The sequence below is a fragment of the Phyllobacterium chamaecytisi genome (assembly GCF_020164455.1).
GTDB lineage: Bacteria > Pseudomonadota > Alphaproteobacteria > Rhizobiales > Rhizobiaceae > Phyllobacterium > Phyllobacterium chamaecytisi.
Genome location: NZ_JAIQWW010000004.1, coordinates 1 through 21258 on the forward strand (window position 1 = coordinate 1; position 21258 = coordinate 21258).

20 protein-coding genes and 1 pseudogene are annotated in these 21258 nt (G+C 54.5%); 7 read left to right on the forward strand and 14 right to left on the reverse strand.

The window, feature by feature from the left end:
* The 6 genes and pseudogenes from LB462_RS07355 to LB462_RS07380 all read right to left on the reverse strand — a co-directional run.
* Positions 1 to 183, reverse strand: a pseudogene (locus LB462_RS07355) (hypothetical protein); the annotation flags it as partial.
* 24 nt (positions 184 to 207) lie between these two features.
* Complete coding sequence (locus tag LB462_RS07360; protein WP_224506660.1) at positions 208 to 1071, reverse strand: efflux RND transporter periplasmic adaptor subunit; 864 nt, start codon at positions 1069 to 1071, stop codon at positions 208 to 210.
* A complete protein-coding gene (locus LB462_RS07365; protein WP_224506661.1) occupies positions 1068 to 1277 on the reverse strand; it encodes a DUF1656 domain-containing protein in 210 nt (69 codons plus the stop codon). Before LB462_RS07365 ends, LB462_RS07360 begins: the two co-directional genes overlap by 4 nt.
* Positions 1278 to 1284: 7 nt before the next feature.
* A complete protein-coding gene (locus LB462_RS07370) occupies positions 1285 to 3357 on the reverse strand; it encodes an FUSC family protein (protein WP_224506662.1) in 2073 nt (690 codons plus the stop codon).
* On the reverse strand, positions 3354 to 3833 hold the full coding sequence (locus LB462_RS07375; RefSeq protein ID WP_224506663.1) for a MarR family winged helix-turn-helix transcriptional regulator: 480 nt from the start codon (positions 3831 to 3833) through the stop codon (positions 3354 to 3356). The genes LB462_RS07370 and LB462_RS07375 overlap by 4 nt, the downstream gene beginning before the upstream one ends.
* 52 nt (positions 3834 to 3885) lie before the next feature.
* Positions 3886 to 5466 (reverse strand): CYTH and CHAD domain-containing protein, encoded by a 1581-nt coding sequence (locus tag LB462_RS07380; protein ID WP_224506664.1) that lies wholly within the window; start codon positions 5464 to 5466, stop codon positions 3886 to 3888.
* Positions 5467 to 5610: 144 nt separating this feature from the next.
* On the opposite strand from LB462_RS07380, the gene LB462_RS07385 reads away from it, so the two are divergent.
* The 4 genes from LB462_RS07385 (at position 5611) to LB462_RS07400 (ending at position 9455) form a co-directional block, all read left to right on the forward strand.
* The gene (locus tag LB462_RS07385) at positions 5611 to 6144 is read left to right on the forward strand and encodes a SixA phosphatase family protein (protein WP_224507089.1); all 534 of its coding nucleotides are present in this window, start codon (positions 5611 to 5613) and stop codon (positions 6142 to 6144) included.
* Positions 6145 to 6201: 57 nt separating this feature from the next.
* On the forward strand, positions 6202 to 6513 hold the full coding sequence (locus tag LB462_RS07390; protein ID WP_224506665.1) for a hypothetical protein: 312 nt from the start codon (positions 6202 to 6204) through the stop codon (positions 6511 to 6513).
* 92 nt (positions 6514 to 6605) lie between these two features.
* Complete coding sequence (gene mazG / locus LB462_RS07395; RefSeq protein WP_224506666.1) at positions 6606 to 7427, forward strand: nucleoside triphosphate pyrophosphohydrolase; 822 nt, start codon at positions 6606 to 6608, stop codon at positions 7425 to 7427.
* Between the two features lie 288 nt (positions 7428 to 7715).
* Positions 7716 to 9455: a hypothetical protein gene (locus LB462_RS07400; RefSeq protein WP_224506667.1), complete on the forward strand. Its 1740-nt coding sequence runs from the start codon at positions 7716 to 7718 to the stop codon at positions 9453 to 9455.
* 68 nt (positions 9456 to 9523) lie between these two features.
* Here LB462_RS07400 and hflX read toward each other — a convergent pair whose 3' ends face one another.
* The 7 genes from hflX to LB462_RS07435 form a co-directional block, all read right to left on the reverse strand.
* On the reverse strand, positions 9524 to 10933 hold the full coding sequence (gene hflX, locus LB462_RS07405) for a GTPase HflX (RefSeq protein ID WP_255626525.1): 1410 nt from the start codon (positions 10931 to 10933) through the stop codon (positions 9524 to 9526).
* 8 nt (positions 10934 to 10941) lie between these two features.
* Positions 10942 to 11181, reverse strand: a complete 240-nt coding sequence (gene hfq, locus LB462_RS07410; protein ID WP_008129219.1) for an RNA chaperone Hfq — start codon at positions 11179 to 11181, stop codon at positions 10942 to 10944.
* Between the two features lie 122 nt (positions 11182 to 11303).
* Complete coding sequence (locus LB462_RS07415; RefSeq protein WP_224506668.1) at positions 11304 to 12170, reverse strand: D-amino-acid transaminase; 867 nt, start codon at positions 12168 to 12170, stop codon at positions 11304 to 11306.
* Between the two features lie 11 nt (positions 12171 to 12181).
* On the reverse strand, positions 12182 to 13285 hold the full coding sequence (locus LB462_RS07420; protein ID WP_224506669.1) for a lactonase family protein: 1104 nt from the start codon (positions 13283 to 13285) through the stop codon (positions 12182 to 12184).
* An 8-nt stretch (positions 13286 to 13293) separates the two neighbouring features.
* Positions 13294 to 14058, reverse strand: a complete 765-nt coding sequence (locus LB462_RS07425) for an MBL fold metallo-hydrolase (RefSeq protein ID WP_224506670.1) — start codon at positions 14056 to 14058, stop codon at positions 13294 to 13296.
* 112 nt (positions 14059 to 14170) lie between these two features.
* Positions 14171 to 15532 carry a nitrogen assimilation response regulator NtrX gene (gene ntrX / locus LB462_RS07430; protein WP_112529193.1) on the reverse strand — a complete coding sequence of 454 codons (1362 nt, stop codon included), beginning with the start codon at positions 15530 to 15532 and terminating at the stop codon, positions 14171 to 14173.
* 1 nt (position 15533) lies between these two features.
* Positions 15534 to 17798 (reverse strand): sensor histidine kinase NtrY-like, encoded by a 2265-nt coding sequence (locus LB462_RS07435; protein ID WP_224506671.1) that lies wholly within the window; start codon positions 17796 to 17798, stop codon positions 15534 to 15536.
* Between the two features lie 279 nt (positions 17799 to 18077).
* Between LB462_RS07435 and LB462_RS07440 the strand changes: the two genes are divergently transcribed.
* The 3 genes from LB462_RS07440 (at position 18078) to LB462_RS07450 (ending at position 20674) form a co-directional block, all read left to right on the forward strand.
* Positions 18078 to 19052, forward strand: coding sequence for an aldo/keto reductase (locus LB462_RS07440; RefSeq protein ID WP_224506672.1), 975 nt, complete (start codon positions 18078 to 18080; stop codon positions 19050 to 19052).
* 190 nt (positions 19053 to 19242) lie between these two features.
* Positions 19243 to 20031, forward strand: a complete 789-nt coding sequence (locus LB462_RS07445; protein ID WP_224506673.1) for a GGDEF domain-containing protein — start codon at positions 19243 to 19245, stop codon at positions 20029 to 20031.
* Between the two features lie 133 nt (positions 20032 to 20164).
* Positions 20165 to 20674 (forward strand): DUF1993 domain-containing protein, encoded by a 510-nt coding sequence (locus LB462_RS07450; RefSeq protein WP_224506674.1) that lies wholly within the window; start codon positions 20165 to 20167, stop codon positions 20672 to 20674.
* A 61-nt stretch (positions 20675 to 20735) separates the two neighbouring features.
* Here the strand turns inward: LB462_RS07450 and LB462_RS07455 are convergent, their stop codons facing one another.
* A complete protein-coding gene (locus tag LB462_RS07455; protein WP_224506675.1) occupies positions 20736 to 21212 on the reverse strand; it encodes a YfbU family protein in 477 nt (158 codons plus the stop codon).
* Positions 21213 to 21258 lie beyond the last annotated feature (46 nt).

A 21258-nucleotide genomic window follows, 5' to 3' on the forward strand; every position in this document is an offset into this window, starting at 1 on the left:
GAAGAATGTGCTCCATTTTTGAAGTGCGTCGCCCAAGTGATGGCCGCGCCACCTCGCCGCACTGTTAGGCGGAGAAACTCGAACGACACCGTTCGAGTCGTGGAAATTATAGAATGGCACCCAAAGCAATCCGATATACGGAATGAGCAGAAGCCAGAGCACAGGTCGTGAGCGTTTTTCCATCGTCATTTCCTCTCCAAATCCAGGTCAAGGTGTTACCGCAACGGTCGCAGTCATACCCGCCACCAATTGAGTGTTTTCAGGTAGGTCGTTGAGCGCTATCCTCACCGGAATACGCTGAGCGAGACGAACCCACGTGAAAGTTGGATTGATGTTGGCAAGAAGGCCAGAACCTGCCGTTCGTTCACGATCTTCGATCCCTGCCGCGATGCTGTCGACATGGCCTTCGATGGTGCCAGGTCGTCCCATCAGTTTGATCCTTACCGGATCGCCAATGTGAATGCGCGAGAGCTTCGTTTCTTCGAAGTAACCCTCCACGCGGAGTGAATCCGTATCGACGAGCGCCATTTCGGCACTTCCTGTCGTCACATAATTGCCCGGGCGAAGGGAAAGATTGGTGATGGTGCCGTTGACGGGCGCCCTCACCTGCGACCGTTCCCTGTTGAGGCGGGCAAGATCGAGATTCGCTGATGCCTGGAGAAAGCTCGCCTGAGCTTGCGCTTCAGCGGCCTGGGCCTCTTCCTTCTGTTGCTGCGATATCACCCCGCCGAGTTGTTCGCGACGCTTGCGGTCACGTGTCGCTTGGTCCAACGTCGCCTTGGCTCCTGCAACTGCAGCTTCTGCCTGCTCCTCGGCAATCTGGAAACGCTTCTCGTCTACCTTGAACAACACGTCGCCTTTCTTGACGACATCATTGTCTTTAACGAGAACTTCACTCACCAGCCCTGATACGTCTGGTGCAACCGCAACAATGTCGGCGCGGACACGAGCGTCACGCGTCCAAGGGTCATTCATATAATGGTTCCAAAGCTCGCGGCCGACGAACAGGGCGCAAACAACCAAGGACAGGGTCACGAGCACGCGCCCTGCAGTTTTCAAATTTTGATTCATGACAATAACCGTTGGGTCAGGAAAGTGATGGCGCCAAGCGTGACGACGTAAAGTGCAACATCGAACAACCCCCGATGCCAGACGATTGCATAAAGGCCGATCCATGAAAGCGCCCGGCGCAGCACCACGTTGAACAGAAGCGTGACAAGCATCAGCCCGAGAAGTCCGGGTACGTAAACGCCATAGATATCAAACTCACCTAACATTCTGTTTTTACTCCGCGGCCAACAGCATTTCTGGTGCGGATGGTCTCATATCGACGCCTGGAGGCGCGGACGGCGCAGCCGCATAGGGAAACAGTGCCCGTCGCAGGCCGACGAGCGCGTCTAATACCTTGCGTCCACGAACATTCTCTTGAAAGCTGAAGGAAACGAGAGCGCTATCCAATTGCTCCCGCAACTTTACACTTGGCCTCACTGCCTCACGTCGTGCCACGCGCTGCCGGAACAACTCGGCAATCCCTAAAAGGACTGCGTTCACTCGGGATCGTTCCTCCCCGGTCAAATGTTGACGCTCCCGCTGGATTGCGAGGATGTTGAAGCCCATGCGCACTTCTGCAAAGCCATCGATATCCGACAGGTATCGATCGTCCAGGGATGCCAGCCTCGGTATGAGTTGCCCCATCCGGTCCAGCATCCGTCCCGAGAGCTTTTCATAGTCGCTTCGCTTCAATCCGGCGGCAGTTTCAGCGAGATCAGACCAGCCAGCACGGACAAGGCGACGAGCTGCAATCTCGGCACCAAACGGCCTTGCAAGTTGCGTCCAGACCAGAGCGAAACCAATGCCGGCCATTGCAGCAATCCCTTCGTTGGCAAATGTAATAAAATCAGCGCTGAGGCGGTTCTGCATTGCGACGAAGGAGGCCGTGTTCACCGTGAGAAGCATCGCGAGCATATTGAAATGCGGTCGCGGGATCAGCGTCCCGATGAAGAGGAATGCTGGTGCAAAGACCAGCACAAGCATTTCATAACCGCTGATCGCCGGAAGGATCGCAAACAGATAGACGAAGGATGCCACGAGACTCACACCGCACCACACGAACATCGCTGATATGAAAGGTGCCGGCCTGTCCATGGCAGCAAAGAATGAACAGGCAACAGCCGTCATCATCACGAAGCTTGCTCCGCTCTGCCATCCGATCTGTATCCAGATCAGGCCAGCAACGAGAGTTGCTACGACGACTGAACCCGACGAAAAGAACATCATGGCATAGTCGTAGTAGCGATTGCGGCCAACGACCTGGCGGTGGCGGAAGACTGGGCGCCACCGTCCGGAATACTGACCCTTGGCTATTTGCTCACGAAGGGTCAGGCAATCGTGCCAGAGGTTGACGATCTCCAACAATCGGGCAAGTGCACTAGAAAGTATCAGCCTTTCCCATGCCGCAGACTCATCCATTGATTCCAGTCGCTTGATCTGCGCCGCAAAATAATCCGGACCCTTCTCTGTGCCTGATGCTTTGGATGTCAACCAACCGGCGACCTCGCAAAGAAGCGCGCCGAGTTCCGGAGGCAATTGCCGGCCATCAGCCTTAAGGGCATGGAGCCTGTCCGCCAACGACGAAAGCAGAGGCAGAAGCATCATGAGGCGTCCACGCAGTTCTCTCGCATGCCGGGCAACGTCGCGGGTGCCCGCATCATAGGTCAGCTGGCTAATAACGAGATCAAGTCCGGCTATATCCGATGCCAACTTCTGACGTCGTGCTGGCGTAGCGGGAATGGCACCCTCCCCACGTAATATCTCATCCGCCCAGTCCGCGGCATCATCGAGCCATCCAGAAATTCTGGCGCCGAGAAGTGTTCCAACGCTGCTGGGAAATACAAGCAAGCCTACGACAGTCGCGCAGGTAATGCCGATAATGATCTCTTCCGTCCGCGCGAGCGCTGTATCGAAGATCAATTCCGGCGTCATTACTGTTGGAAGCGCAATGAGCGGTAGAGAATAGCCTGCCAGCATGAAAACATAACTGCGCGGCGTACGGTCGAGCATGGATATGTACAGTAGACAACCAGTCCAGAGCGCGACGACAAGCGATAGGAGTTCCGGAGCATTAACAAAGAGCGGCACAAAAAACACGGCGGCGCTGGCCCCGATAATCGTGCCAAGTGCACGATAAAGGCCTTTGGAACTCGTCGCGCCTGCAAGCGGATTTGCAACCACGTAGACAGCCGCCATGGCCCAGTATGGTCGCGGCAAATCGAACCACAGCGCGATATAGAGGGCCATCATCGATGCGAGAAAAGCTTTGGCCGAAAATACCCACTCCCGCCAGGACGGAAAAGTCACGGTGTCAGCTCCGCCTCGCTCGCCGGAGGCCCTATCGTGGTTGAATTGCTTGCGCGATCAAATGCATCAAGTACGCGTAACGCGGCCTCAAGGTCTTCCTTGCTGACATCAGCAAGGATCTGCGCGCGCAAACCGACGAGGATATCCTCAAGTTCTGCCGTGAATTGCTTACCCTTTTCGGTAAGCCAAAGCGTCTTGGCGCGGCGGTCGCTACTATCTTCTTTCCGGATAACAAGTTCCGCCGCTTCAAGCTGATCGAGCAGACGGACCAATGACGGCCCCTCAATCCCTACATATGATGCAAGGGTAATCTGCCGCACGCCGCCGCCAAGCCGTCCAATCCAGATTAACGGCGCAGCCGTGGCTTCAGAGACATTCGAAGCCACCAGCGCCTGATCTGTAATGCGCCGCCATTGCCGCCCTGTCTGAAGCAGGCTCGCTGTAAACGCTCTGCGAAGATTATCAATCTCGTTCATATAGAAATAATTAGCATACGAATAATTAGATATCAATCTTTTATTCGCGGACTTACCAGAATTGTGCGGTCCGTTTGAACTTGCCCCACCTGGTGTTCATCCGGCTGGCGCTCGTCGTTTCGAGATGGCCCTGCCAGCCGATCACAGCGCCAATGGCACGATGCAGGTCAGGACTTTCCGCACGTTCCCGAATATTCGACAGAAGAGTTCGCGAAGTTCTGATATCATTGGCTTCGCCCAGTACATCCTGCAGTCGAGACAGCTGCTTGAGATATTTTCCGGTCGATGCCCGGTTTGCAAAAAGTGGCAAAAAGAACTCTGTAGCATAGCGCAGTTTCTTCAAGGTCAGTCGCAGCTTGTGCCGCGCTTCAGGTCGAAGATGGCGAAAATGTCGCCCGCGCTTGAGTACCTTTCGCTCGATGTGGGTAAGGACGTTGGACGCAAATTTCGTAAGTGGCTCGGCAAGTGTCCGCAAATCCTCGCTGGCAACCTCGTTTCGCCAGCTTTTCCGCTGAATAACGAGCCCCAGTGACAAAAGAAAACGGTTGGTTTGCGAGTCAGCGATATTATCGCGCACAATGCCATAGCCCTCATTCCGGAAGGGTACGCTCGCGTTGCGCAAGCTGGAGAAGTCGATGTCCGGCAGATTGGTCTTCTCGATATCGGCGAGCGTTGAATCGATAAAAACATCCCAGTTGCGTGCTGGTCCCAATGTTCGTGCGAACCACCTCGCCTCGGCATCGAGTGCCTGCAGTGATGGCGTCTCAAACTCGCGCCGTAAAAAATACAAGGCCGTTCGCAGACGTCGTAACGCCACGCGCAACTGATGGACGCCTTCGCCGCCATTTTCTGCCGGAGACAGATTTGCCAGTATCTGTTGTTGGCAGCTCGACAGGAGTTTGGCGATACCTTCATCCACGGTGCCTTGACAATCAAGATTAGACGAGGCCGCCTTCACAGCCACTGGATCAATACCAAGCGCGAGCGCATAGCCGCGCGCAGATTTGCTCTGTGTTTCAAGGCACAGTGGCGAAATATCCATCAAGCCGAGGCCGAGTTGGTAGAGCGCTGCTGCCCTGCCCTGTTTCAATTCAAGTTCGACCTCGCATAACGGTTTCCTTTGCGATCCGGCCTCTACCACGCCGTCGTCGAACGCAACCTCGATCTGCCCCTCAGACACATCGACAGTAACCCGATGCCGGCGGACCTTGGTTACAAAGATCGGCACGAGTTGATCGACAGCGATTTTATCAAAAATCCCATCGATTTCCGACACTGGCAGCACTCCGAGATCCGGGGCCAGGGTCTGGACCGGCGCTTCCCATTCATCGCGCGTCAGTGCATCATCGACGGACACTCGCTTGATGGTTTGCACCAGGTGCTTGCCGCTGCGCCGTACCCGCAGGGAAATGCCGGCGCCAAATAGCTTATGGTCAGCCGTATCGTAATACGTTGTTTCCAGCCGGCGTATCGTACCCTTGTTCCGGGAATCTTGCAGAATAACGGGGGACGTTCGAATCCGGTCGAGCGAACCTGGAGAGGCACGCAGCTTCAGTTCGACTTCGACCGGAGCCGGTGGAGAGGCAACATCGACATCCTTGATGCTCGCTCGCTTCTCCTTGTCACGATCCACCGCGATCATCCTGTAAAACGCCTTTCTTATTTCCTTCCCATCTCAATTCTATATTATCCCTTAGGACCCAAATTGGTAGATGCGTTTGGCCCTTCCCGTTTGGGTCGATGGTCGCGATCTCAACCCAGTACGGTAAGACTGATGATGCGCAGGCTAATGCTTCTTCGTCATGCCAAGTCGGACAGGCCCGACAACGTTGACGACCACGCGCGCCCGCTTGCGGAACGCGGCCGTCGGGCGTGCCCGCTGATGGGCGCATACATGGTGGAACAGGGACTTGTACCCGACCTTGCCATGATATCAACAGCCCGTCGCACGATGGAAACATGGGAACTTATCCGAGCTGCCTTTCCGAAGGATATTACGCAGATCGATGAGGCGCGCATTTACGATGCTTCCGCCAAGGCGATCCTTGACGTCATCCACGAGACGCCACCTGATGTTAAGGCGTTGCTGGTCGTCGGACATAATCCCGGACTCCATGAGCTTGCTCTCAAACTGATCAGAACGGGAAGCCAGCAAAATCTATCCCGATTGCAACAAAAATACCCAACTGCGGCGCTTGTCGTGATCGACTTCGATGCCAGCAAGTGGAACGTCACATCGGAAGGCACCGGCCAACTCGAACGGTTTGTGACGCCGAAGTCGATCAGCAGCGGTTTATCCGGATTGGTATAGTATGTGTCATTGCTGCAGGCGGCGGCGTGAGATCCGTCAAGCTACAAGAGCGGGAGGATGTCAGCCATACGCCACAAGGTCCTTGTCATTGCCCTCCTCTTCGCAGCTCCCGCGTTCGCTCACGACGCCCCGCTTGGCTGGGCCTATGGTGCGGAATGTTGCAGCATGACCGACTGTTGGCAGGAGAAGGATAGCGCCATCCTGGAAACGCCAAATGGCTACCGTGTTGTCGGTACCGGGGAAATGATCACCTACGGTGATAGCCGCATCAAACCGTCAAAGGATCAGTTTTTTCATCGCTGTACTGTCGGCGCCGACCCCAAGGCAAGGCGATCGATCTGCCTCTATGTTCCGCCAAGATCATTGTAGAGCGCTACCCCCTGGCGTGCACGTTGTGGACAAGCAATTAACCGCAGCGCTTCGCCATATTCGCCGCTACTGACTTGGCCTATCCTGCATCCATGAAACCATCACGCGATATAACCCGCTTGCTCGATATCATGGCTGCCTTGCGGACGCCGGTGACCGGATGCCCCTGGGATCTCGAACAGGATTTCAAATCCATCGCACCCTACACGCTCGAGGAGGCGTTCGAAGTGATCGATGCCATCGAGCGCAACGACATCGACGATCTGCGCGAGGAGCTCGGCGATCTGCTGCTGCAGGTTGTCTTCCACGCTCGCATGGCCGAAGAGCTCAAGGCGTTCGATTTTGGCGATGTCGTTCAGGCCATCACCCATAAGATGATCCGCCGTCATCCGCACGTTTTCGGTGAAGAAGCTGCCCGCGGCGCAGGTATGGCCAAAGGCATGTGGGACAAGATCAAGGCCGAGGAAAAAGCTGAGCGCCGCGAACGCCGCGCCGTGCTCAATCCAGGTCTGGCCGAAGCCGACGGTTTTCTCGACGATATTCCCCATGGCTTCCCCGCGCTGATGCGGGCTTTGAAACTGCAGCAGAAAGCCGCCAAAGTCGGTTTTGACTGGTCAGAAGCTGCGCCGATCCTCGAGAAGATCGAAGAGGAGATCGGCGAGTTGAAGGATGCAATCGCCAGCGGCGATCGACAGGATACCGAAGAAGAATATGGCGACCTGCTCTTTGCCCTCGTCAATCTCGGCCGTCACCTGAAGCTGGAGCCCGAAAGCGCCCTGCGCGGAACGAATGAGAAGTTCCGCAAACGCTTCCACTACATCGAACGCAAACTGGCCGAACAGCAACAATCTCTCGACGCGGCGACGCTCGAGGAGATGGAAGCGCTGTGGCAGCAGGCCAAGACGGCGAAATAGCGCCCACTTCTCATGCATCATTGTTAGGCAGTTTCGAAATGCCGAATAAACATTGGGCATTCGATACATCCAATCACAACTGTTGCTTGGTGATTTTGGCCGGGTAGCGTGAATTTAACGCGTCCAAATGGCCCGTCTCGGTTTAAATTAAGTATTCGGCTCCAGCGGAAGCAACATTCCGGCCCAGTATGTTCACTTGGCACGTTACTTGCTCAGAAAGCGTGTGGTTCGATTAAACCACGAAACGCTACGACCAATATTTTCAGCAAATTTGCTCTGGAGTCATAGATGAAAGAAATTTTTGAAACGGGCCGTCCGTCGGCTCGCGATACCGATCAGCCCTCCCCGATGCGACGGAGAATTTTGAAGGCCTGCGCCTATTTGCCGACAGCGCCGCTGCTGGCGATGCTGGGCGGATGTGATGGGGACAGCGGTGGCAGCGGTCTCTCAGGTGACACATCCACATTCACGCCCGAACAGCTAAAGGCAATAGAAACCGAGGTAACCAAGCGTCTGAACCTCAGAATTCCGCCGTTCAGCACAACAGACCCGGTGAAATTGCCGGAGAATAAACTGGACACGCTGACGACCGGCTCGGTCGAGGTCACCCATGTTCCGGACAAAGCGCCGGCACCATCCAAGCAAAAGAAAGTCGGTATTTACAGCCTGCAATATAATGCATTTACGCAGATCTCCACACGCAAGAAGGCGCCAGTCGGAACACCGGAAGGCGATGCACTGGCCGCAACGCCCGGCAGCGTTGAATTCACTGTTGCCGATCCTAACGATGATACCCAGACAATTACGACAATCTATGAAGGGATCGAGCCTTATCTGAAGCGTGCTTTAGAAAATCGCTTCGCGCTTGTCTACCGGGCGATGGTAACGGGCTTTCAAAAGCATTCGCCCAAGGAATTCGATGTCAGCTTCTTCACCGCGCCGGAATTCTACTGGAACGTGCCGTTTAGCGATTTCCTGAATGAGGCCGAACTGCAGGTGGCAGGAGACATATGCCAAGGCATCGTAACGAACAATGTGAAGACCCTCATATCCAAATTTCCGGCGAACCAGTATGGCAACGTCGTCATGCTGCCGGGTACGATCGCCACGCTGAAAGCAACCACCGATGCTGTAAAATCAGATGGCACGCCGGTCGGCGATACCGTCTATATCGCTTCCAATCACCTTACCTGTACGCATAATCTGCCGCTCAACGACAGCAAATATCCGCGCCCCGCATATATGATATGGCCAAAACGGGCGGTATCGGGGATTGATTATATCGATGAGTTTGTTAAGCGGAATAGATGTGGTGATGATGGCAACGAATTGATGCCGAACCCTGCCCATCCTGGTCTCCGTAATCCAATCATGGATTGCCTGCTGAGCAAAAAGAGCGGACTAACGGTTCTGATCGAACATGTGTCTTCATCGCTGGCGCAATCATTCGATATAAACGGCAATCTGCTTTCCAGCAAATTCAACAACAGGATCGTTGAGGACTTGCCCTTCGGCGTCGATATCTGCCTGGATTATATCGAGGCAGACGTCCAGCGGGATCCGGTCCGCATGAGGCAACTTGATGAACAGAATTTCAAGCTGGATTTCCTGATTGCCGCAGGTATGGGTTTGTCTACATCCAACTATGCAAACACACCATTCATTCAATATGCGATACGCAATGAAGGGTATAGTGGCACGACCGGTAAGACCGAGGTCTGGAAACTGAATTGGACCAAAGGTACCGAAAGAAGTTTGGGAAAACTGAGCAAGGACGACGTGGCGCCGCTGGATGCAGCGTCGGCGAGTGACACGAAAGCGGGTGAGATCACCGTCGATCTGACTGCAGCATTCATAGCCCCGAAGGATGCTGATACCACCGGTATTCCCAACATTCTCGATGAGATGAATGCCGGTATTGTCAAGGTCTGGCAGTTGGATGTCGATCAACCTGTGGAGGCGGTTGTCGCCAGCAAAACGGCGCCTGTTAGGGCCATAGCTGACCAGACTATACAGTTCATAAAATAGCGGCGTACCGCCAATAGCGGGGGCGGTGTGGCTGTCCTCGCCGTCCCCAAAATCGCAAAATAATTCGCTTACCTGCTGCTCCTGCTCAGGATCTTCTCGTCGAGCATCGCTTGCGAGTTGACTGTCATATCCATCGTCAAGGCGATTGAACCGTCATCGAGATCCTTGCGCTTCACATTGCTGGAGTGCTGATAAATCCAGTCCATGAGCCGCATCTGGTTGTGCTGCAACGTGACCTTGACCTTGGTGAGCTTGCCGGCGATCCGGTCCTCGATCTCCTTGAGCAGGGCGTCGACGCCCTCACCCGTGATCGCCGAGACCGGGATCGGATGTTCATTACCAATCGCCGCGGCGCTCAAGCGCTGCGCTGCCTCGCGGCCGGCATCATCCAGCAGATCGATCTTGTTCCAGACTTCGATGATGCGCTTCGTATCGCCGCGCTCGATGCCGAGGCTTTCCATGATCGCGTGCACATCTTCCGCCTGTGCTGCGGTGTCCGGATCGGAAATATCGCGCACATGCAGGATCAGATCGGCCTCGACCACTTCTTCCAGTGTCGCGCGGAAGGCGGCGACCAGATGGGTCGGCAGGTTGGAAATGAAACCAACTGTATCCGAGAGAATGATCGTTTCGCCATGTTCGAGCTTGATGCGCCGCAGCGTCGGGTCCAGCGTGGCGAAGAGCATGTCTTCCGCAACGACCCCTGCTCCAGTCAGCCGGTTGAACAGCGTGGATTTTCCAGCGTTGGTATAGCCAACCAGGGCAACAACCGGATGCGGCACCTTCTTGCGTTTGGCGCGGTGCAGCGTACGCGTGCGAACGACCGTCTCAAGCTCCCTCTTGATGCGCAGGATTTTTTCCTGCAAGGCGCGCCTGTCGGCCTCGATCTGCGTTTCACCCGGACCACCAAGGAAGCCGCCACCACCGCGCTGACGCTCAAGGTGCGTCCAGCTGCGCACCAGGCGGCCCTTCTGATAGGTCAGGTGCGCCAGTTCCACCTGCAGCGCGCCCTCCTTTGTTTGAGCGCGGCGGCCGAAGATTTCGAGAATAAGCCCGGTCCGGTCAAGGACCTTGGCATTCCATTCTTTTTCGAGATTGCGCTGCTGTACCGGCGTCAAGGAATGGTCGACTATAACCAGTTCCGCATGTGAAGCCTCAATGATCTCGCCAATTGCCTCTACCTTGCCGGTCCCGAGCAATGTAGCCGGGCGCGGCGCAGAAACCTGCACAATATCGGAATGGACGATGTCGAGGTCGATGGCGCGCGCGAGCCCCTCGGCTTCTTCGAGCCTCGCCTCATCGCTGCGCTGGAACTCATGCTTGAATTGGGACCGATTGGTCTCGCCATTGCCACTATTACTGAAGCGTTGTGGCAAAATTGGCACGATGACAACCGCACGCGTAGCTTCTCTGGCGGTTTCACCGTTATCAGCAATCCCACCAGTTTTCTGTGCGTTGCGCGTAAAGTCCTTGGTCAAATGTGGTCTCAGTCGCTCTCTTCAACTTCGAACATCTGCACGGGCTGGCTCGGCATGATGGTCGATATAGCATGTTTATAGACGAGCTGTGAATGGCCGTCACGGCGCAAAAGAACGCAGAAGTTGTCGAAAGATGTAACAATTCCAGTCAGTTTTACACCATTAATGAGGAATATTGTCAGAGAAATCTTCTGTTTTCTGACTGAATTCAGAAAAAGGTCCTGAAGATTCTGCGATCGTTCAGCCATTGTTTTTGTCCTTTTATGCGATCAGCAAACGTGTCTCATACAAAATTCTGCGGCGGAAGCAAACTTTCTTTGCTCCAGCAGGAGGTGAAAAATAGCGCTCTGTTAGTCCCCTCACTCTCCGGTTAACAGGATGGCGTTTTTTCCGCAATGTCAAAAAACGCTTCCCGCAAGGAAAGTGTAGTTGTTCCAGGATGGCCATTTGCTACCGATTCGCCGTCAATCGCAACGATTGGCATGACAACTGTTGACGCAGCGGTCATGAAAACTTCCTTGGCCTTCTTTGCTTCATCGACCGAAAAGCCCCTTTCTTCGATCTTCAGCCCCAACTTTTTTGCCACGTCGAAAATGGTGGTGCGAGTGATACCGCGCAAAATTCCGCTTTCGGCCGGACGCGTGACCAGAACGCCATCCTTGGTAACGATCCAGGCATTCGTCGCGGCGCCCTCCTTCACGATACCATCCCTATCGATGAACCATGCTTCCTGGGCACCCTGGTCCTTCGCCTGCTGGCGGGCCAGCACATTTGGCAACAAACCGATGGACTTGATGTCGACACGATCCCAGCGGTTTTCCTGCGTGGTTATCACCTTGATGCCCTTGGCTGCCCGAGCGGCCGATACGGCAGGGCTGGTGCGCTTGGCGGTGACGACAATGGCTGGCGGTGTATCTGGCGAGGGAAAGACGTGATCGCGCCTGGCAACGCCGCGTGTGACCTGCAAATAGACAAGACCGTCGTGAACCCGGTTCCGTCGGACGACTTCCTTGACAATGACCTGGAGTGCCTTGCGAGCCATTGGCCAGGAAATCTTCAATTCAGAAAGCGAACGATTCAACCTGTCGAGGTGGCGGGTCATATCCATGATATTGCCACGCGCTATCTCGCAGACTTCATAAACACCATCGGCGAACTGATAGCCGCGGTCCTCGATGTGGATACCAGCTTCGGAATGCTGGACATATTGACCGTTTACATAGGCAATGCGCGACATCGCGGCTCCTTTTAGTGGAATGTACCGAATACGATGCGCATGGGCGTCTCCAGCGCAACGCGTTTGCCGGTATCCTCAAGCGCTCCCGTATGAATATCGCGTTTGAAGATGGCGATACCGCCCCCTTTCTGATTGGCGACCAGCATGAACTTGCCGGACGGGTCAATTGCGAAATTACGCGGACCAATCCCTTGCGATGGCGTCCAGCCGATCAAGGTAATTTCACCCGAAGCTGCGATGGAATAGCTGACTATACTGTTGTGACCACGGTTGGATCCGTAGAGGAACCGACCGTCGGGGCTCACGGCGATTTCCGCGCAAGTATTGGTTCCGGTGAAGTCGTCCGGCAGTGCCGGCAATGTCTGGATTACGGTGAGCGTCGCGTTTTCCGGATTGTAATCCAAAACTGAAACGGTGCTATTCAACTCGTTGATGACATAGGCAATTTTGCCATTTGGGTGAAATACCATGTGGCGCGGGCCTGCGCCTTCTGGCATTTGCGTAAATGGTGTTACGGCAAGTGACAGGCTTTCGCCCTTCTTCGGCAACCTATAGGCCATGATCCGGTCGAGCCCGAGGTCGCAGACAAAGACAGTATGATTGTCGGGGCTTGCAACCGCACAATGGCCGTGCTGGCGCTTCTCGGTCGGCAAGATTGCGTTTTGGCCTTCATGGATCGCAGCGGCAAAGGCAGGCTCCAACCCGCCGTCTGCTCGTAGCGCAAAGGCAGTAATCGCATTACCTGGCCGCACGCCCAATTCAGCGACTGTGTAGTTCGACGCGAAGATCATTTCGCGGGTCTGGTCGAAACCGAGATGGCAGGTAGTGTTACCCAACGTCGATTGCATATTGATATAGGACAGCGCACCGGTCGACGGATCGATGTCGAAGGCTGCGGCGAGATTCTCGTTCCACGCCGGAACTTCCGCAGCGGCGTAGAGCCGCTGGCGCTTCTCATCAATCGCCAGATACCCCGGATTGTCGATCGCCAGATATTCGCTCGCGAGCGTCATATCTCCCGTCTCACCATCGAATTGAAAGACGCTGATTCCCTTTCCCTTACCGGGCAAGGCATTGCGATTCAGGTTACCGACAAAAGCAAAGGTTTTTGGCATTGTTGATCTCATGCGTTCGGAGCGGAGAGGTGGAGAATCTCTCCGTCGCTGGGAATAAGCAGCTTTTGCTTAGCGATGTCGTGGGCGTTCGCATAGGCCTGCAGATCATCGCGGGAAACGGTCGCGTGATCCAACGCTTCCATATGCGTCGCAATGATTCTCGTATCTTCGGGAGCAATGCGGCAGATCTCGATAGTCTGTTCGGCATCCATAACAATCAGCAGATCGTCCCATTTTGCCCCGCAGGAATGGGTGATGACAATGTCCGGAGCAAATGTTGCAATTGTTTCGCGCACGGGCGGATAGAGGATCGTATCGCCAGCCCAATAGACCGATGGTTCGCCCTCGGCCTCGATCGTGAGGCCGATAACGTGTCCCATCTTCTCGAGCACAGGACCTGAGCCGTGATTGCCATCGCGGCGCGTCAAACGAATACCCTCATATGTCAAGCTGTCTGTCAGCGGCGTAACATCGGTGAAGCCGAATGACCGGATCTTTTCCTCGTCGCCTGGTTGGCAAATGAGAGGCAAATGTTTGGGAACGAGCTCCTGCGCGACCTTGTCGAAATGATCCGCATGCAGATGCGAAACAATGACAAGTTCCACTCCGGCAAGGATTTCATCCGTCGATACCGGAAGTTCGACCATTGGATTGGGTGAGCGACCGGTGAAGGACGGACGGCTGTGCTTCGATCCGAAATCCGGGTCAATCAGGATGGTCTTTCCAGCATACTCAAGTTTCAGCGTTGCGTTGCGGAGGAGTTGCAATTTCATAGGGTTGCTTCTCTTTCTGGTGATATTCCACGACATTGCATTAAACGTTCATGCAAATCGGGAGCAAGGGGTGTGCCGGACGTCGAAGGGCTGCCAAAACTAGATGCTTTGATCAGACTCCGAGGGACTTGAGCTTGCGGTGCAGTGCTGACCGTTCCATACCAACGAATTCGGCCGTGCGTGAGATGTTTCCACCAAAGCGATTGATCTGGGCGATCAGATATTCCTTCTCAAACCGCTCGCGTGCTTCGCGTAATGGCAGCGCCATGATGTGCTGGTCCGATTCCGTTGGTGGTTTTGGCAGTGTATCACCAATCTCGGCGGGTAGCAGATCAGCGGTAATCACCGATTCAGGATCGTCGCCCCGGGCAAGAATGATCAGGCGCTCGATATTGTTGCGCAACTGACGAATGTTGCCCGGCCATGAATGCGACTGCAACACTGCCATGGCATCGGGGCCAATCTTTCGCGGCTTGATACCCGCCTGATCGGCGATCTGCCCCATAAAGAACTCGACAAGCGCAGGAATATCATCCCGCCGGTCAGCCAATGGCGGGACGATGACCGGAACGACCGCGAGCCGATGAAACAGATCTTCGCGGAAACGTCCCTCGGCAATCATTGCCTCGAGGTTCTGTGCGGTCGAGGAAATAATACGAACATCGACCTTGATCCGCTTGGTGCCCCCGACCCGCTCGAACTGCTGATCCACCAAAACGCGAAGGATCTTGTTTTGGGTCTCTCGCGGCATATCGGCTATCTCGTTCAGGTAGAGAATGCCGCCATGCGCTTCTTCCAGGGCGCCGACCTTGCGCTCACCACCATCGGATTCGGTGCCAAATAGTTCGACTTCCATTCGTTCCGGTGTGATCGTTGCCGCGTTCAGATTGACGAACGGCCCTTTGGACCGTGTCGACAGGGCATGGATGGCACGCGCGGTCAGTTCCTTGCCTGCACCGGAAGGGCCTGTGATCATGATGCGGCTGTTGGTTGGCGCAACCCGTTCAATGGTCTGGCGAAGATGGTTCATGGAGAGCGAACTGCCAAGAAGTTCGAAGCTTTCGCTCGAGCGCTTGCGCAAGTCGGAAACCTCGCGGCGCAGTTTCGATGTTTCCAAGGCGCGCTCGGCAATCAAGATCAAACGGTCTGCCTTGAAAGGCTTCTCGATAAAATCATAAGCACCGCGGCGAATGGCCGAAACGGCCGTTTCGATATTGCCGTGGCCAGAAATCATAACAACCGGAATCTCCGGATGCCGCAGCTTGATCTCGTCCAGGAGCGCCAAGCCATCCAGGCGGCTGCCCTGCATCCAGATGTCGAGGAAAATCAGCCGGGGTATGCGGTCGTCTATCGAAGCGAGCGCGCTATCGGCGTCGGATGCAACACGGGCCTCATAGCCTTCGTCGCTGAGAATGCCAGCCACAAGCTCACGGATGTCGACCTCATCGTCGACCACAAGAATGTCAGATGCCATATTAATTCACCTGTTTTGCCGATTTATCGGTCTCTGCTTCGACCGGCGTAACGGTCTGTGTGGTTGGAAAAGTCATGCGGATCATGGCGCCCCGGCCCCCGTAAAAATCTTCCGGCGCGTCATGCAATTCGAGGTGTCCAGCGTGGTCCTCGACAATCTTTTTGACGATAGCAAGACCAAGTCCGGTACCCTTTTCGCGGGTCGTCATGTAGGGCTCGAGCAGTCGCTGGCGGTGTTCGCGCGGCAGGCCTTTGCCATTATCAAGTATCTCCACGACGATCGCCGCATCATCCTGTCTGGATCTGACAAGAATGTGTCCGTTCGCATGAGTCTCTTTCACAATGGATTCAACGGATTCAGCGGCGTTCTTGATAACATTTCCGAAAGCCTGTCCCATCAAACGACTGTCAAACTGACCGATGAGCGGGGTATTGCCAAAGTCGCGCTCGAAACGGATATCGCTGCGGCTGACTTCGACGAGGAACGAGGCCTCGCGCAGAGCTTCGCGCAAATCCATCGTTTTGATCTCCGGCTTGGGCATACGTGCGAAGGACGAAAATTCATCGACCATGCGGCCTATATCACCGACCTGCCGAATGATCGTTTCGGTACATTGGTCGAAAACTTCCCGATCTTCAGTAATCACCTTGCTATAGCGGCGGCGCAGGCGTTCAGCCGAAAGTTGGATCGGCGTCAGGGGATTCTTGATCTCGTGAGCGATGCGCCTTGCAACGTCAGCCCATGCAGACGAACGCTGCGCCTCGACCAGATCGGTGATATCATCCACAGTCACAACGTAGGAATGATCAATCGATTCAGCGTCTTCTACGGTAATCTGGACATTGAAGGTCCGTGCGCTGCCGCGACGCGACATGGTCACCTGCTCGCGATAGACGGAGCGGCCCGTTGCATGCGCGACTTCGAAAACCAGTCCGATCTCCGGAACGAGCGCAGTCAGGTTCTTGCCAATCGCGGTTGCCGGGTCGAGCGATAGCATCGTTTCAGCAGACCGGTTGACAATGCCTATGACACCATCACCATTCACACTGATGACGCCAGCGGTCACACCTGAAAGCACGGCTTCGGAGAACCGTCGCCGCTCATCGATCTGATCTTTGGCGGCAACGAGATCACTGCGCTGAGTCCCCAACTGCCGAACCATTGTGTTGAACGTCTGCGAAAGAGAACCAATGTCCCCGTCATTGCGATGTACAGGAACCGAGACATCGAGATTACCAGTTGCCACATCATCAGCTGCACCAATCAACAGCCGAATGGGGCGCACGAGCCTGTCCGCAACCGCTATGCCAGTCCAGATAGCCGATAGGAGCAGCGTCAGGGTCAGGCCGAAATAGAGCAGTGCAAAAAGGATCTGCGTGGTTACCCCGTCGCCGGCGGATGCCTGCTCGTCAGCGGTTCGTTTCTCCATCAATCGGCTCGAACTGAGGATGTCCGCATCGACGGGCCTGACGGTATAAAGAAACAGACCCGGTATTTCTCGCATCATGATGACTGCACTGAGAAGATTGGTTTGTTCTGGCGGAATAAGCACGGGCTTGCCGTCCGATGCAGTCTCCAACACCGACCTTGCTATTGCAGGTATGGCGATATCGGTCTTGATGTCGGCGCGCACAGCGGTTTCACCATTTGACCTGACAAGTGATGCGCCAAGAAGCCCCCGCCCCAGCGCCTGTTGCGTGAGTAAACGCGTAAATCCGCTGCGATCGAGATTATAAAGCGTGCGCTGGTTATCAAGGTCATTGACCATTTCCAGCGTCGTGCCTTGCAAATTGCGTGCACTTTCCTGGATGTAGGAATTGGCAAGGCTGATCGACGAATTCACGATGGTCGTACTTCGCATCTCGAACCAGCGGTCAAGTCCAAGATCGAGTGTAATGGACGCGACGATAGCGACGATCATTGCCGGCACGGCGGCGACGAGCGAAAACAGCACGATTAGACGCACGTGCAGGCGAGATGCGGCTTTCCCGCGTGTTCTGGCTCGCGCAATGCGGTAGGCTTCGCGTCCAATAAGCATCATGAGCGCCGCGATGAGAGCGGCATTGATACTTGTAAGCAGCAACGTAGTCTGGCTGTCCGGGTGGATCGGCGTCATTCCGGTCAAGATCAGAAAAGTGACGCCCGTGGTGAGAAGCGCGAGAACAACCGTGGCAATTCCGGCCCTTGAATAAAACTTCTGTATGCCGCCGCTTGTTGCGCCAGCTGCCGAATTTCCAGATAGGTTGACCGAATTCGATAAAAGCATTGCTGTCGTGATTCCTTACACGTGGCACTCATGCAACACATTGTGGCGGAAATGCAACGTTTTGTCTTGGTTCAACATGGAATATTCAACACTCACCACAATTGCAGGATCTGTGTCGGGGCCAACCTCGCGTCAATTTGTTGTTACAGGTTCATATCGGCATTTCAAAATTGACAAAACGGCTTACGACTGTGGAGACATCGTCCATTTGCCGCGTTGGCAAGAGCCGCCTGCAACAGGCTCCAACGTTCGTGCTTAGACTAAATATGGAGAACTGAGATGGAATATGTACGTTTCGGAAACACCGGCCTGGAAGTCTCGCGGATATGTCTCGGGTGCATGAGTTACGGTGAGCCTGATCGCGGCAACCATGCCTGGACGCTTTCAGAAGAAAAAAGCCGGCCATTCATCAAACAAGCGCTGGAACTTGGTATCAATTTTTTCGATACGGCGAATGTTTATTCGGACGGCTCCAGCGAAGAGATCATTGGCCGTGCGCTGAACGATTTCAGTACGCGCGAAGAAGTTGTCATCGCCACAAAAGTGAACAGCCGGATGCGCCAAGGGCCAAATGGCGCGGGCCTTTCCCGCAAAGCCATCTTCGCGGAAATCGATGCGAGCTTGCGCCGGCTGGGCACTGACTATGTCGACCTCTACCAGATCCATCGCTTTGACTACGAAACGCCTATCGAAGAGACATTGGAAGCTCTTCATGAAGTCGTGAAATCCGGCAAGGCGAGGTATATCGGGGCATCTTCCATGTATGCCTGGCAGTTCGCTCAAATGCTTGCGACCTCTAGTCAGAAAGGATGGACACGCTTCGTTTCCATGCAAGACTACGTGAACCTCCTCTATCGCGAGGAAGAGCGGGAAATGTTACCGCTCTGCAAGGCCGAGGGCATTGCCGTCATTCCATGGAGCCCCCTCGCCCGCGGCCGGCTTACGCGTGACTGGGACGAAACGAGCGCCCGTTCTGAAACCGACGAATTCGGCAAAACGCTTTATGCCGGTACTGAAGATGCTGACAAGAAGGTTGTAAGTGCAGTTGCAAAAATAGCAGAGCAACGGAAACTGCCACGCGCGCAAATAGCACTTGCCTGGGTTCTGACCAAGGTTACTTCGACTATAGTTGGCGCTACGAAAGCATCACATCTAGATGATGCTGTTGCGTCTCTTCAAATAAAATTATCTGACGATGAAATTGCTGCGCTAGAAGCGCCCTATATTCCGCATCGCGTCATGGGTTTTGTTTGATAGAAAATAGTTTTGCATTCTTTTGCGATAGTTCCAGCCGCGAGCGCGTTTATAAAACATGTGGCTGAAATAATTTGCCTCAGATGAACATCCGATAAAAAATAACAACAGTTAAAATTACACTCTTCGTAAAGAGCTTTCCTTATGGTCCTGTCGATATATGGAGTAAGAACACACTCGGCGGACGGCAATGACGACCTACGATTTATGGATGACGAAATTCGGCGACTTGCCACCTTTAAAACAGGTCGCGATCATGGTCGGCATGGCGATTGCTGCCTCGGATTTGCTCACGGTTCTTTTCTTTTTGGTCGTAAGACTGGATCGTCTCGATGTGGCGCTCATCGTCACAACAATCATTGTTATTATCGTGAGCGTCCCGCTCGGCGCTTTTCTCGTCGGGCTTAACTATCGTCTCAAGCAAACCGCTCTAAGACTCGACCTCGCTCTGCGCAAAGATGATCTCACCGGCCTCTCGAACCGCAACGAATTCTACATGCAGGCGCAGAAACAGATTGCCTTGTGCGACCGGGAAAAAAGTGCCGGTGCAGTCCTCTATATCGATGCTGATCATTTCAAGTCGATCAATGACCGGTACGGCCACGCCGTTGGAGACGGGGTGCTGCAGGAGATTGGAATCCTTATCCGGTCCACCATCGGTGAGTGGGATTTCGCCGCGCGGTTCGGCGGTGAGGAGTTCGCCATTTTCCTGACGGGTGCGGATCTTGGAAAGGCCGATTGGATATCGCATCGGGTGCTCACAGGTGTTCGGGATATCTCAAAATATCTCGGGATAAGCGATCTCGACGTCACGGTAAGCGTCGGGATATCAATCCACCGACCTGGACAGGATCTGGAGGAGGCGTTGGTTGCTGCTGACAAGTGCCTCTATGCAGCGAAGAACCAGGGGCGGAACCGCATAGTTCATGCCGACGAGAGTCCCCCCACAATTTTCGAACCCAAGCTTCGCAAGATTTAGCGACCGGGTGGCCTTGAAAAAGAGAGGCCGCGACGTATTTGCGCTTGGCACGCTACAATGTCACAACTCCATTCTAAATTTCATCTCGATCATAGATTCTGCTAGTTCTGAAATGCTTCAAAGGAGCACGCCTATGTCATTATCCATGCACAAGATTTCCGTTCCGGCATTTGTCCGTGGTTTCTCCGTTCTTTCGTCGTTGATCGACAAGGCTGAGGCATTCGCTGAGGAGAAGAAAATTGCTCCGGCTGTTCTCGTCAACGCGCGTCTGGCGCCGGATATGCTGCCGTTCTCCGGCCAAATCCAGCGGGCTAGTGACACATCGAAGGGCGTAATCGCCCGCCTGACGTCAATCGAAGTTCCGAAATTCCCCGATGAGGAAGCGGATTTTGCCGAGTTGCGAGAACGCATAGCCAAGACAGTTGCATTTTTAGAGAGCGTCGATCCTTCAACGCTCGATGGCACTGCAGATAAGGAAGTTACGCTGAAATTCGGCAAGTTGGGGATAACGCTGAGCGGCGAAGACTACATTCAGAAATTCGTCCTGCCGAACTTCTATTTTCATGTCACGACAGCTCAAAACATTCTGCGCCACAACGGCGTGCCTGTCGGGAAACTCGACTACCTTGGCTCATTGGGTTGAACGTCAAGCCTGAATGATTGTGGCCGGCATTGCCGGCCACAATCATTTGTATCTGTGCAGGTCAAGCGACCAGATGTTCGATCTGGTCAGCGGAAAGCTCGCGCTTCCTGCCGATTTCGTCCCATCGCTTCAGCATGGTGCGATATTTTTTGAGCTGCAGTTCCGGCCGATTGTCAGGGCTGTTCGAGACTTCCAGCGGGAACTTCAGGATGTTGCTGAGGAAGTCGGCATAAGCGAAACGCTCGTCAGGCTGGCCGGAGCCAAAGCCAACAAACTCCGTTTTGCCCGGCATGTTGCTGGCCGCACCCCCACTTGAAGCCTTTATTGCGCGGAACAGCGCAAGGATGTCGTCCATTTCCTGGGCCTCTTCCTTGCTCAGTGTCGTCGTTGAAATTCCGAGATCCTCATAAAGACTCTCGAAACCCTTCTCCACGACTTCCTGATGCCGCGCGTAGAGGCTCGATTTTTGAGGATCAAGCTTCTTCAAGATTTCGTACTGATTGAACAACATCAATCGTTCTGCAAAACTGAACACCATGCACCTCCGTATGATCCAATGGCAATTCGGCGCTAACCGATTGCGT